The 14,021-nt window shown below is 39.8% G+C and carries 11 protein-coding genes; 7 read left to right on the top strand and 4 right to left on the bottom strand.

The genetic code is table 11. From position 1 onward, the window contains the following. Positions 1 to 9 precede the first annotated feature (9 nt). The 7 genes from LO761_RS03130 to LO761_RS03100 all read left to right on the top strand — a co-directional run bounded on the left by LO761_RS03130 (position 10) and on the right by LO761_RS03100 (position 7,731). A complete protein-coding gene (locus LO761_RS03130; protein ID WP_407951537.1) occupies positions 10 to 1,371 on the top strand; it encodes a S8 family peptidase in 1,362 nt (453 codons plus the stop codon). Position 1,372: 1 nt separating this feature from the next. After that, positions 1,373 to 2,689, top strand: a complete 1,317-nt coding sequence (xseA, locus tag LO761_RS03125) for an exodeoxyribonuclease VII large subunit (RefSeq protein WP_272816864.1) — start codon at positions 1,373 to 1,375, stop codon at positions 2,687 to 2,689. Next, positions 2,667 to 2,879 (top strand): exodeoxyribonuclease VII small subunit, encoded by a 213-nt coding sequence (gene xseB / locus LO761_RS03120; RefSeq protein ID WP_272816863.1) that lies wholly within the window; start codon positions 2,667 to 2,669, stop codon positions 2,877 to 2,879. The genes xseA and xseB overlap by 23 nt, the downstream gene beginning before the upstream one ends. A 37-nt stretch (positions 2,880 to 2,916) precedes the next feature. Continuing rightward, positions 2,917 to 3,981: a branched-chain amino acid aminotransferase gene (locus LO761_RS03115; RefSeq protein ID WP_272816895.1), complete on the top strand. Its 1,065-nt coding sequence runs from the start codon at positions 2,917 to 2,919 to the stop codon at positions 3,979 to 3,981. Between the two features lie 156 nt (positions 3,982 to 4,137). Continuing rightward, positions 4,138 to 4,896, top strand: coding sequence for a tRNA (guanosine(46)-N7)-methyltransferase TrmB (gene trmB, locus LO761_RS03110; RefSeq protein WP_272816862.1), 759 nt, complete (start codon positions 4,138 to 4,140; stop codon positions 4,894 to 4,896). A gap of 20 nt (positions 4,897 to 4,916) precedes the next feature. Next, positions 4,917 to 6,620 (top strand): leucine-rich repeat domain-containing protein, encoded by a 1,704-nt coding sequence (locus LO761_RS03105; RefSeq protein WP_272816861.1) that lies wholly within the window; start codon positions 4,917 to 4,919, stop codon positions 6,618 to 6,620. Between the two features lie 10 nt (positions 6,621 to 6,630). Beyond that, a complete protein-coding gene (locus tag LO761_RS03100; protein WP_272816860.1) occupies positions 6,631 to 7,731 on the top strand; it encodes an Mrp/NBP35 family ATP-binding protein in 1,101 nt (366 codons plus the stop codon). Between the two features lie 323 nt (positions 7,732 to 8,054). On the opposite strand, the gene LO761_RS03095 is transcribed toward LO761_RS03100, so the two are convergent. From LO761_RS03095 to LO761_RS03080, 4 genes are read right to left on the bottom strand one after another with little or no spacing between them, the layout of a single operon-like run. Further along, positions 8,055 to 8,381 carry a DUF2149 domain-containing protein gene (locus LO761_RS03095; RefSeq protein ID WP_272816859.1) on the bottom strand — a complete coding sequence of 109 codons (327 nt, stop codon included), beginning with the start codon at positions 8,379 to 8,381 and terminating at the stop codon, positions 8,055 to 8,057. After that, positions 8,359 to 8,976, bottom strand: a complete 618-nt coding sequence (locus tag LO761_RS03090; RefSeq protein WP_272816858.1) for a MotA/TolQ/ExbB proton channel family protein — start codon at positions 8,974 to 8,976, stop codon at positions 8,359 to 8,361. The genes LO761_RS03095 and LO761_RS03090 overlap by 23 nt, the downstream gene beginning before the upstream one ends. After that, on the bottom strand, positions 8,973 to 9,674 hold the full coding sequence (locus LO761_RS03085; RefSeq protein WP_272816857.1) for a hypothetical protein: 702 nt from the start codon (positions 9,672 to 9,674) through the stop codon (positions 8,973 to 8,975). Before LO761_RS03085 ends, LO761_RS03090 begins: the two co-directional genes overlap by 4 nt. Continuing rightward, complete coding sequence (locus tag LO761_RS03080; RefSeq protein WP_272816856.1) at positions 9,674 to 14,005, bottom strand: cobaltochelatase subunit CobN; 4,332 nt, start codon at positions 14,003 to 14,005, stop codon at positions 9,674 to 9,676. The genes LO761_RS03085 and LO761_RS03080 overlap by 1 nt, the downstream gene beginning before the upstream one ends. Between the last annotated feature and the right edge of the window lie 16 nt (positions 14,006 to 14,021).

Below are 14,021 nucleotides of genomic sequence, written 5' to 3'. Positions count from 1 at the left end.
TAAAAAACGATGAGTTTAAAAAAGTTTATTTTCGTTGTTACATTGTTGATGGGTATTTGTTCTATACAAGCCCAGAAAGCAACTAAATACCGTATCTATTTAAAAGATAAGCTTGGAACCCTATATACCTTTGACAAACCGGAGGAGTATCTTTCGCCAAAAGCATTGGAGCGTAGGGTGAAGCAGGATTTACCGATAGATAGTACAGACTTGCCTGTTAGCAGACAGTATATAGATCGGATTCAACAGGTTGGAGTGCAGCTGGTCTCACAGAGTAAGTGGAATAATACCGTATTGATTCAGACCACTGATTCTGTTTTGATTAACCGTATTGTTCAATTGCCATTTGTTTCTCATATAAAAAAGGTTTGGATAGCTCCGGATAGTGTTCCGGAACGTGATAAGACGCGTAAGGATCAAATAAAGAAACATTTGGAAAAGACGGACAGTTACTATGGTGACGCGTCTATTCAGATTGCAGTGCATCATGGTGATAGTTTGCATCTGGCCGGATTTAAAGGGGAAGGTATGACTATTGGTGTGATAGATGCCGGTTTCTTTAATGCCGATGCCATACCGGTATTGAAACATTTGAATCTGCTTGGTACGAAGGATTTTGTTAATCCGCGGTCGGACATCTACGCAGAGCATTATCATGGCATGATGGTTCTTTCGTGTATGGCTGCCAATACTCCGAAGGTGATGGTGGGAACAGCTCCTGAAGCATCGTACTGGTTGCTTCGCAGTGAGGACTATGATACGGAACAGCCGGTGGAAGAGGATTATTGGGCAGCAGCTGTTGAGTTTGCCGATAGTGTAGGCGTGGATGTGATTAATACATCTTTGGGATATGACTCATTTGACGAACCTTTCGGGGGATATGAATATAAACAGTTGGACGGACATTATTCGTTGATGTCCAACTCAGCTTCACTGGTCGCGAAGAAAGGAATGATTTTGGTTTGCAGTGCCGGTAATTCAGGGTCGCAACATTGGAAAAAGATTACACCTCCGGGTGACGCTGAAGATGTGATAACGGTAGGAGCTATTGATCGTGATGGCGTGAATGCCAACTTTTCTTCTGTTGGAAATACAGCTGACGGGCGTGTTAAACCGGACGTGATGGCGATAGGTGTGTTCTCAAGCGTGTTAGGTACAGATGGTCAGCCTTCTCATGGGAATGGTACCTCATTTGCGTCTCCGACTTTCTGCGGGTTGGTTGCTTGTTTCTGGCAAGCCTGTCCTCATCTTACAGCCAAGCAGGTAATTGAGGCTGTCCGTCAGTGTAGTGACAGAGTGGATTTTCCGGATAATATTTACGGGTACGGCGTTCCTGATATTTGGAAAGCCTATTTGAAGAATAAGAAATAACATGGAACAGGTTCTCTCTCTCTTTGAATTGAACAATTTGGTAAAGCAGACGTTGGAGTTAAGTCTGCCGAATGCTTATTGGGTTCAGGCGGAGCTGAGTGAGGCGCGTGTCAATTACACGGGGCACTGCTATGTTGAATTCGTTCAAAAGGATGAAAAGAGTTCCGCGTTAGTGGCTAAGGCTCGAGGGAATATATGGAAGAACACCTATAATATGCTTAAGCCGTATTTTGAAGAAGAGACAGGGCAGAAGTTTTGTGCCGGAATAAAAGTGCTTGTTCAGGTTCAGGTGGAGTTCCATGAATTATATGGTTATTCGCTGACGGTATTGAATATTGATCCAACTTATACGTTGGGTGACATGGCCCGACGACGAAGAGAGATTCTCAAGAAACTGGAGGAAGAAGGGGTTTTGAATTTGAATAAGGAATTGGAATTGCCACTATTCGCTCAGCGTATTGCAGTTATCTCATCGGCTACGGCAGCCGGATATGAAGATTTCTGTAATCAGTTAAAAAATAACTCTTACGGGTATGTCTTTTATCCCGAATTATTTCCGGCGGTAATGCAGGGTAATAAGGTAGAAAGTTCCATTATAGCTGCGTTGAATGCAGTCTATCATGAGATGGAGAAATGGGATGCAGTGGTCATTATTCGTGGAGGAGGGGCTACATCCGACTTGAGTGGATTCGATACCTATGATTTGGCTGCGAATGTGGCACAGTTCCCTTTGCCTATTATTACCGGTATCGGGCATGAACGTGACGATACAGTGCTTGACAGTGTGTCGCATACTCGTGTGAAAACTCCGACAGCAGCAGCTGAGTTTCTTATCAATCATTTGCATGATACGGCAGAAGAGCTGGAAAGCAAAGTTCAATCTTTGACAGAATTAGTTGCTGAAAGGATGAGTAATGAGAAAGAACGGCTTAACAGACTGGTTGAGCGTATCCCTTATCAGATATCAAAACGGTTGGAGCATGAACTTTTCCGTCAGAAGGAATTGATTCAGCAGATGCAAGGTGTGGTACGGTTACGTTTCATGAAAGAGAAGAATATGTTGGATTTGTTGAAACAACGGTTGATATTGTCCGTCTATTCTTGCATGGAGAAGGAAGATCATCGGTTAAAACTGATAGAACAACAAATCAGGGCAGCATCACCCGAATATATGCTGAAGCGGGGATATAGTATTACTTTATTGAACGGGAAGGTTGTAAAAGATGCATCGGAAGTGAAAGATGGAGATATACTGGAAACCCTTGTTATGAATGGAAAAATAAAAAGTAAAGTATATGGAGAAGAAACAAACTTATGAACAGGCGATGAAACGGTTGGAAGAGATCGTTTCGAGAATTGATAATGGTGAGTTGGATATTGACAATTTGAGTACTAACTTGAAAGAAGCACAGGAATTGATTAAGTTTTGTCGCGACAGACTCTATAAGACTGATGACGAAATAAAAAAGATGTTGAAAGAAAACGAGATAATAGAAAGTAAAGATTAAAAAATAATAGCAGAATGTTTGTTTTAGAAATAAAAGCATTACTTTTGTAGTAAGACGAAACAAAAACAATATAATAAATAAAATGGAAGAAATTGATTGGAAAAATCTGTCTTTTGGTTACATGAGAACGGATTATAATGTTCGTTGTTATTATCGTAATGGGCAGTGGGGCAAATTGGAAATCTGTTCAGAAGAAACCATTAATTTGCACATGGCTGCCGTTTGTTTACACTATGGTCAGGAAGCTTTCGAAGGATTAAAAGCTTATCGTGGCAAAGACGGTAAGATTCGTGTCTTTCGTCCGGAAGAGAATGCAGCTCGTCTGCAGAGTACATGTCGCGGCATATTAATGCCTGAGGTTCCTACAGAGATGTTTGTCGATGCAGTCAAGATGGTAGTTAAGGCAAATGAACGTTTCATCCCTCCATACGAGAGTGGCGCTACATTATATATTCGTCCGTTGCTGATTGGTATCAGTCCGCAGGTTGGCGTGCATCCGTCAACAGATTATATGTTTGTTATCTTTGTTACTCCGGTAGGTCCATATTTCAAGGGTGGTTTTGCAACCAATCCTTATGTCATTATTCGTGACTATGATCGTTCTGCTCCTTTAGGAACAGGTATTTATAAAGTCGGTGGTAACTATGCTGCCAGTTTGAAAGCCAACAGCATTGCTCATGAGCTGGGCTACAGTTGTGAGTTCTATTTGGATGCAAAGGAGAAGAAATATATGGATGAGTGCGGCGCGGCTAACTTCTTCGGTATTAAGAACAATACGTATGTTACTCCAAAGTCAACGTCTATTCTTCCTTCTATTACGAATAAGAGTTTAATGCAGTTGGCTGAAGATTTAGGCATGAAAGTTGAGCGTCGTCAGATTCCGGAAGAGGAGTTGGCTACATTCGAGGAAGCCGGTGCTTGTGGTACAGCAGCTGTCATCAGTCCAATCAGTAAGATTGATGATTTGGAAACGAAGCAATCGTTTGTAATCTCTAAGGATGGTAAACCGGGACCTATCTGCACGAAACTTTATAATATGTTGCGTGGCATTCAGTATGGTGATGAACCTGATATACATCATTGGGTAACTTTTGTGGAGTAATTAGGATATATAATTGACCGTTTACACGGATTTTACATACCGGATGGCACTACTGCTTTATCACATGTGCCGTAAGTCAGGTGTAAAATCCGTGTATTTTTTGTCCTTATTATAATAAATTCTTTACCTTTGCTCTGATAACTTTGTATTCACGACATGGGAAAAGGAAAACTTGCCAAATTTGCTGATATGAAGACGTATCCCCACGTCTTCGAATACCCCTATTCCGTAATGGATGATGTGCCGTTCCGGATGAAAGGAAAATGGAATGATTTGTTCTTTCATAATGATCATCCTATTGTGTTAGAGCTGGGATGTGGAAGGGGGGAGTATTCGGTAGGCTTGGCCGAAATGTATCCCGATAAGAATTTCATAGGTGTGGATATAAAAGGTGCTCGTATGTGGACGGGAGCAACGGATTCTCTGAAAGATGGATTGAAGAATGTGGCTTTTCTCCGAACAAATATTGAGATTATCGATCGCTTTTTCGGGGAGAACGAGGTTAGCGAGGTGTGGCTGACCTTTTCTGACCCACAGATGAAACGAGCGACCAAAAGGCTCACTTCTACGTATTTCATGGAACGGTATAGGAAATTTCTTGTTCCCGATGGAATTATTCATTTGAAGACAGACAGTAACTTTATGTTTACCTATACTAAATATATGATGGAGGTGAATAAACTGAAGGTGGATGTCTGCACGGATGATTTGTATCACTCCGGTTTGGTGGATGAGATTTTGGGTATTCGGACTTATTATGAACAACAATGGCTTGACCGTGGATTGAATATCAAGTATATTAAGTTCCACCTTCCGAAAGAGGGAGTGTTGAAAGAGCCGGATGTGGAGATTCCATTGGATGAGTATCGTAGTTACAATAGAAATAAAAGAAGCAGTTTGGGAACAAGTAAGTAGTATTTTAATTAATTCAAGTTATGGGAAAGAGTTTTTTATTTATGCTTTTGACTTTGATGCCATTCTATGGATTTGCTCAGGAATTGGCTGTTAAAGTCGATTCTGTTGGAATATTGTCGAAAACTTTAACTGATAGCACGAAGTATCATTATTCTTCTTTGAAGATCTCCGGCGAGTTAAATGGCGTGGATTTAGCATTGATTAAAGATATTGCAACTCGCGGTAAGGCTAAGAATCCCGGAGAGGTACTGTTGAGTCATATTGATTTGTCCGATGCGTCTATTGTTGAGAGTAAGATAAATAAAGCTATCAAAACAGAACGGAATGTTCTTCCTGATAAGTTGTTCTCCGGAGCTAAGAATCTGGAGTCAGTGGTATTGCCTAATACTATTACCGCCATAGGTGAGGCTGCGTTCGATGGCTGCAAGCAACTGAAGACTGTCAGTTTACCAAGTAACGTTAAGGAGGTTCGTGTACGTGCGTTCAACAATTGTGGAGCACTGGAACAAGTTACTTTCCCTGACGGATTCTTAATGGTGGGTGACCATGCTTTTAATGATTGCGAAGAGTTGAAAGAAGTATTTCTTCCAAGTTCGGTAACGAAAGTTGGAAGAAGCGCGTTCGAAGGCTGTAAGAGATTAGAGCACGTAGTGGTTGATGGCCCGGTGGCTACTATCGAAAGCTCTGCGTTCAAAGATTGTGAGCAGCTAAGCAGTGTTACACTTCATGATGCTACAAAAGTGATTGATAAGAGTGCTTTCGAAGGTTGCAAAAGTTTGCCATTCATCTATTTGCCTAAAAATTTGACTGAGATTGGCAATCATGCGTTCGATAAGTGTCAGAATTTGAAAGCTGTTGAGTTACCTACAGGTGTTAAGAAGTTGGGCAGTCAGGCTTTCTCCGATTGTGTCAGCTTAGAAGGGATTTCATTGAACTCATCATTATCTGAATTGGAGAATTCTACATTCAAGGGATGTACCAGTTTGAAAGCCATCGCTCTTCCTAAGGGAGTGAAAAAGATTGGAAATCGTGTATTCGAAAACTGTAAGAATATGGCTTCCATAGAAATGTCGGCTTCTTTGCAATCTATAGGGACAAGTGCATTTGAAGGATGCAAGAGTTTGAGTTCGTTTACGTTGCCTAATACCTTAAATGATATTGCGAGCTATGCATTTAAGGATTGCAGTGCGCTGATTTCAGTAGAGATTCCTATCACCGTTAAGAAGATGGGGAGCCATGTGTTCGAGAAATGCGCAGCTTTGACAACGGCTAAAGTGAGTGCCTTTATTAAGAAATTGGGGGATTCCACTTTCGAGGATTGCGTCAGTCTGAATCAAGTTACATTGCCCAATACGTTGGAGGAAGTACAAGATAATGCTTTTCAAGGGTGTAAAGCACTAACTTCTATTACATTGCCCGTTACGGTAAAAGAGATTGGCAGCTCGGCTTTCAGAGATTGTTCTTCTTTGCAGACAGTTGAATTACCTACTTCTTTAAAGAAGATTGGGGGGAGAGCATTCTCCAAGTGTATTGCTCTCACGAATATTCGTTTACATGCTGCTCTTCCTCCTAAGTGTGCCGGCGATAATGTTTTTAAAGATGTTCCTCTATATTCATGCAAACTGACTGTTCCTACTGCTTGTAAACCGGTTTATAGCATGGAGAAGGTTTGGAAATCATTTCCTGTTATTGTAGAATACACATTAGTTGAATCTATTTATTAATACTTATATAATGACATTATATCCGAAATTAATTCTTGACGCGTTGAATACCGTCCGTTATCCGGGCAATGGTAAAACGTTGGTGGAAAACGAGATGATAGCTGATAATATGCGTATTGATGGAATGTCTGTCAGTTTCTCCTTGGTTTTTGAGAAGATGACAGATCCCTTTAAAGCTTCCATGTTGAAGTCTGCCGAGACAGCTATTCATACTTATATCTCGCCTGACGTAAAAGTGGATATTACCGTTGAGAGTAAGCAGGCTGCTCGTCCGGAGCCCGGTAAAATGCTTCCTCAAGTAAAGAATATCATTGCAGTTTCTTCCGGTAAAGGCGGAGTAGGAAAGTCGACTGTCGCAGCTAACTTGGCCGTTGCTTTGTCTAAGTTGGGCTATAAAGTTGGCTTGCTTGACGCTGATATCTTCGGTCCTTCTATGCCGAAGATGTTTCAGGTAGAGGATGCTCGTCCTTATGCCGAGAAAATTGACGGTAGAGATTTGATTATTCCTATCGAGAAATATGGACTAAAGATGCTTTCCATTGGGTTCTTTGTTGATCCAGATCAGCCTACGCTCTGGCGTGGCGGAATGGCAAGTAATGCGTTGAAACAACTCATTGGTGATGCTGATTGGGGTGATTTGGATTACTTTGTTATCGACACGCCTCCGGGTACAAGTGATATTCATCTGACATTAGTTCAGACACTTGCCATAACCGGAGCCGTCATAGTAAGTACCCCTCAAGAGGTTGCTTTGGCCGATGCTCGGAAAGGTATTCACATGTACACCACAGATAAGGTGAATGTGCCTATACTTGGTTTGGTAGAGAATATGGCATGGTTTACTCCGGCAGAATTACCACAGAATAAGTATTATATCTTTGGAAAAGAAGGAGTTAAGAAGTTGGCCGAACAGATGAATGTTCCTTTGTTGGGGCAGATTCCTATTGTTCAAAGTATATGTGAGAGCGGTGATGAAGGTATTCCGGCCACGCTCGAAGAGAATAGCATTACGGGAATGGCTTTCTTCGATTTAGCTAAGAATGTGGTCAGGCAGACAGAAATCCGTAATGCGACGGAGCCTCCGACACACATTGTAGAGATAAACAAGTGATTTATTTATTTCAGAATAGAAAGCGGGGAACAGAAATGCTGATCCTCGCTCTTTTTATGATGTCAGAAGGAAAAGGATATTTGATGAGTTTTATAATTGAAGTGTATTATCCGGCGATGGTATATGTATGAGTTTCTTTAATCATCAGAAGCATTAAATCAGTTCATGTGTATGAGTTGAATGGTTCATGCGTATGAGTTGCTCGGTTCATCCGCATCAATTGCTCAAGTCATCCGCATGAGTTGGTTGATTCATCCGCATGAGTTGAACAGTTCATGCGTATGACTTTTTATAGTAATGCGTAGAAACCTGAAAAGTGTTTTTTATTCAGGGATATAGATGATTTCTCCGTTATCCAGTTCGTAGGCAATACCAATTTTTTTCCCTCTTTTTCCCTCTTTTGAGTTTTGATCTTCAGATGGAGTATACTTATTGATTTTTTGTCCTTCTTTGGTGATAATCTCCATATTCTCTTTCCCCGGGTTCTTAATCATAGTAAAGTCTTCTTTACTGAACATTTCAGTCATATTGTACCGGCTGACTAACGCAACCATTAAGGCAACGGCAAAGACCATGGCAACATCAAACAGATTGCTAACCACACTCATCGGATCATTATCCTCTTCTTTATTCAACAGGTGTTTTCTCATTGTTATTCCTTTCTTTTAAAAGTTCAGAAATGAATTCTAAATTTGACAAATCTTGAACATACCAACGTTGTTTTACTTGTTGGGTCATAAAACCTATACCGCTGGAGAACAATCCGACGACTGTTGTGGCAAATGCCACCTGCATGTTATAGGCCATAGAAGAAATATCACCTGTAGACAATCCGACCAAAGCAGGTCCCATCGGGATTAAAGTTCCCATAAGTCCTAACATAGGCCCCATCTTTATTAGGGTTTTAGAAGTAGACAAGTCCTTATCAGCCGCTATTTCATATTCTGATAATAAACGGTTGATGTGTGTCCGGCTGTTTTTCGCTTCTAATATTCTGGAAATGTATTCAATTACTAAAGAAGAATTTTTCTGTGGTAACTGTTCTTTTAGGTTTTCAATATTGTCTGCGTTGATGTTATTGATTGCCGTTTTCAATATAGAATTTGTTCTCTTGACTGTTATATATTGGCCAAAGAAACTGCCTATCAATAGGATAGACCGGATGAAAAAGATGATAAGTAACACCACAACCGGAACGAGTAAGCCTGTCGAAATCCAGTATAATACGTTAGAAATATAGTTCATATTTTTTCTTTATTTAAAAGTTTCTTTATTTTTATTTTTCGAAAGATTATTCCCAGTAGAGCTCCTACGATTAAAATGATTATTATTCCGATGAATGCTTTCCAGTTGATTTCACTAACACCTTTTGCTGCTGTTCTTCCATTAACAGTGGCTACAATTCCTAAGATAGCTATCAGGGTATTGGTTAGGAAAAATAATTCTAATCGGACTTCTTTTTCCGGAAGCAGCCATCTCAAAAATAATGTTCCAACCGGTATGAGTATTAAAATCACACCCGCTAAGCCCCAAGCAATAAGCGAGAAAGAAGTTCCCGGGAAAGAGAAAATCAGAGCAACAAGTATGCTAAATAGTATTGGGAAAATGAGTATTCCCGGGAACCATCTTAAAAACCTATAAATGTTGAAGATGCGTTTCTTTATCGGATAGGTTGTCAGAACCTGAATTGCCAGTATGCAGAACGATATTTGCAGTATGACTTCTATGCAAAGTATGACCGAGATATCAAGCATAAGAGACTGGTTGGCCAGCCAATCGGCAATTTGTGTCTTAGATTGTTCAATGGCATAAGGCCACATCAGTCCGACAAATAAGGCAGAAACTATTGAGATTGTTATGACCGACCTTTTCTTTCGATAAGTTTGTTTCAACAAAAAGTTGAAACAAACGATAGTCATTAATATGAGCACAAGTGTCTCCATTATTTCATCATTTTTCTACGGCGATATTTAACGAATAGTATCAATCCGATGACAACAACGATGAAAGCTATGCTGACTATTGTACTATTGATATTGTTTGCCTGTTCGTCGGATGATGCGGCAAGTTCTTCTTTTTTCATTACGACACCTTTTTTGTCATTAGCTGTCGCTTGACGAATGTCATGGATATTCTTTTTATATTCCGAAGCAACATTCTCGTTTGTTTTTGAAGCGATGAACTCTCTTAGTTTTGCATTATCGCATACAAAGCCTGAGCATGATGGTTTATATTTGTTAACTAAGTCGGTATGTAGTTTTGCAATGTCTGCTATTTGTTGGTCATTGGCTTTCCACATGCCTTTTCTGATTGTTTCCATCATTACTGCTGTCATTTCTTCTAATGCGGCCGGATTCTTTTCTTCGAAATATTTTTGAACGTCAAGATTAAATTTATCTTTTACATAGACATTATAAATTTCATCCCACATTTCCTTATCAATTGCTTTTGGCTTCATCACATTCCATCCATAAGTGTTTTGGATAATTTCCGCAAATGTGCTTGCTCCACCGGCATCGCCTTTCATCTTTTCTTTGATATAAGTTGGGTTGAAGATGGTTGTTCTACTTTCTACTCCAATAGCTTCTTTTACTTCTTGCATTCTGAAGTTATTTCTGTTTCGATAGTCACTTAAGTAGGCATCCGGATCTTTGCCTGTCACATTTCTGACAGCTAAGTTTATTCCTCCCATGAATTCATAAACATGATCCAGACTAAGAGCTCCCCAAGTATTACTTTGACGCGGTTGAATAACAGCATCCGTTCTGGTAAGAGCCGCTTCGAAAGCAAATTTCCTGAATACTTCCCAGTTTTTTTCACTCCCGTAGTATGCTCCCATATTATTAATATAGGTATCGGCAATTTCTTTTTCATTTTCCCAACGGTCTCCGCTCATCACCATACCCTGTATACCCGTTCCGTAGCCACCATTAGCAGCTCCGAATACTCGATAAGTTGAAATTTCGCGGGCATCTTTGGGTGTCAATCCATTCTCTATCAGTTTCTTTTCTGATTCAACAACACCTTCGGCAACTTGGTTGGTGAATATATCTTCTTTTGCGTTGGCTGCCATTTCCACAGCTCGGTTAATGAGAAATAAACGAGATGCGGCTAAATCTCTCAACTGCCCGCTTGTTTGAACGACAACATCAATACGTGGACGTCCTAATTCTTTTGAAGGAATGAGTTTTAAATCAGTTACTCTCCCAAAAGCATCACGAATAGGTTCAACACCTAACATATAGAGTATTTGAGCAATTGTTGCTCCTTCGGTTTCTATGAATTCTCCACTCCAAAGGGTATAACTTACTTTACGAGGGATACTATCGTTATGTCTCCGCTTATATATCTCTATGGTATTGTCAGCTAATTGTTTCCCTTTCTCCCAAGCCGATTCGCTTGGAGTAGCTTCGGCGTTTATGCCATATAAGTTTCTTCCTGTAGGAAGCGTATTCGGATTGACTATCGGATCGCCGCCTGGAGAAGGTTTTGTGTATCCGCCATTTAAAGCATTGATCATAGATGCTAATTCATCTTCCGGACTTTCTTGAAGTAATCTTTTGTAATTACCAACATTCTTAATGGTACGATCAATTTCAACAATGGCTAACGCAAGATCTGTTTCTTCTTTAGTATATTTCTTTTTCTTTGGCATATCTCCCATCATTCTTTCCATGCCTTTGCTTTTTGCATTGTCAGGCATTTGTTTGGAAGAATCTATAGGCATGTTCCCCTTCTGTTGATTGACGTCCATTTTCTTCATTGAACTTGGCATCTGTTTGTTTTCAGTTTGCGCAGTGCTCATTTTTCGTTTAATGGAATCCGGCATTTTTGTACTGCCTGTCATCATTTCGTTCATAATACCTCCTGACATCATATTTTGAGTCATATTATGAGCTTTTTCAACTTTATGGGCTTTTACCAATTCTTCTATTGATATGTCGGCAACTTTACAAATAAACTCATCATTTCCTAAAGCCGGATTAGTTAATAGCTTTGTTACTAAGTCATGGGCCGGATTCAAATATTTCTGTGTGAATACGGCTTTATGTTTCAATGTCTGTTCATCTGCACGGTGGCGCATCTTATCCAGTGCCATCAAACTGTATGCAATTGGTTCCGTAGCCATTGCGTATACACTGCTTGTAATGCGAATATCTTCGTACGGAACACCCATTGTATAAAGTTGACCTGTGATTTTCTCTGTTGCCAGCTCTTCTGCAAAGTTTTCTATTCTGAGGATTTCGTCTTCCGTGTACGGCTTTGACATGACACTGTCTAATTCCAATTCACGATGTATACCTAATTTTACAGTGTAAGTTTTAACTTCTAAAGAAGCTTTGTTCAGATCGTTTTCAATCTTTTCTTTTTTAGCCCCTTTGTTGTCAACCTCATCTGCGGCCTTCACACCAATCAGATGATTATAGATCTTGATTTTTTCCATCAGTTCCCGATAGATACCTCTGACACTGCTCTCTAAGAATGGAGGAGTGAGATATGATTGTAATCCGGCATAAGAACGTCGTTTGGCAATCATTCCCTCACCAACATTACTAATTGTGTAAATATAATAATGAGGAATGGTTCCAACAAGTCTGTCAGGCCAGTCTTCATTGCTTAACGCAACTTGTTTCCTCGGAGTAAATTCTAAACTTCCATGGGTACCGAAGTGAATCAGCGCGTCTGCTTTGAAACCAAATTGTGTCCATAAGTAAGATGCTATATAATTATGAGGTGATGCGGCGTCAACGCCATGTACTACTTTAAATTCGTTATCTCCTTTAGCTGCTGCATTTTGAGGAAGTAATACCACATTGCCGAATTGCAAACGCGCAATGCCTAATTCTCCATTGTCAGTAGTCATTGATTCTCCGGGGAATTCTCCATAGGTGGCGACAACTTCAGCGTATTTATCGGGGCGTAGTACTTTCTTCACCCATCCTTTATATTGTTCCTTGTTAATCAATTCCGGATGTGCATTCTTCATGAATTTGTCCATTGCTCCTTCTGCATAAGTACCAAATACGGCTCCCTGCTCTTGAATCATTTTTTCTAATTCTTTTGCTGATGCCGGCAAACCACTGACATTATATCCATTATTCTTCAGTCGGACTAATAAATTATATAGCGAAGGAGTAACTTCCATTCCTGCAGCGGTCATGGCATTTTGTCCTGGACCTTTATAATAATAGATTGCTATACGCTTCTCGCTATTTGGCTTGTGTTGTAATTGAATATAATGATTGATTGTTTCAACAAAAGTTTCTAATCTTTCCGGAATAGCAAAAGCATGATGCATGCCTTCTTTATCTAAGTATTGACCAAATAGAACGTAAGGGCGGATGGAACCGTCTATCTCCGGAGTAACTACGCTTTGTGATAAAAATCCACCACTCATACCCATCTTATCGCTCTCCCAATCTTCAACCAACCTATTGATATTCAGAGGAGCAAACAGTGGAATATTCTGTTGACTTAAATAATTAACTATATAGTCCCCCATACGCCCGTGTGCCATATTAATGATTGCTGATGGGTGAATAGAGTCTATGTGATGATTCTCAATAAATTTCTTTGCTAATCTGACAGGGTAGACAACGTTTCCCAATTCTTCTAACTTCTTAATCAATTCGGTTGGTTCGCCCATCATGCCGGTTAGTACAATTTGTGGAGCATCTTCTTTTAATAAATTGTTCTTCTGAAGAAACTTGTTATACTCTTTTATGCTGTTGAATCCTAATTCTTCATCATCAGGCTTTTTAGGATCCTTATGGTAAATCATATCATTTGCTTTTGCTATAACGGCTTCGGGAGTAGGAGCATAAATTAATTTCTTATCTACATACTTGCGAACATAATTCAGCATGTTCTTATAATTCTTTCGTCCGCCATTAACCAAATATTTTCTGATAGTATCACCTTGAATAGAATCAATCGTAACAATTCTGTTCTCAGGATTGGTTGCGAATGATGATAGGATTGGGATCTTTTCCCCTGCCTTTTTTATTTTTTCTCTCTGGTCTGCAGTGATACGCATGCCCATGGCATTAATGAACACCATGTCGTAGTTTGTCAGCTTATTTAGTTCATCCGTACTTAGTTCGGTAACTTTTATAAATGAATTGTTATTAGCCTTATATATTTCTTCAAGATTGATAACTTGAAAATTCATAAAAGCTATTTTTGTGGGGCTCAGAAAGAAATGCCATATTCCTAAAAGTACAAATAGGAGCACTAATATGGTGCTCCCGATGATGATTTGTTTCTTCTTCATCTTTTTAAATCAATAA

The organism is Phocaeicola oris (assembly GCF_021295095.1).
Lineage (GTDB): Bacteria > Bacteroidota > Bacteroidia > Bacteroidales > Bacteroidaceae > Phocaeicola > Phocaeicola oris.
This window is presented reverse-complemented; position numbering and strand designations above follow the sequence as displayed.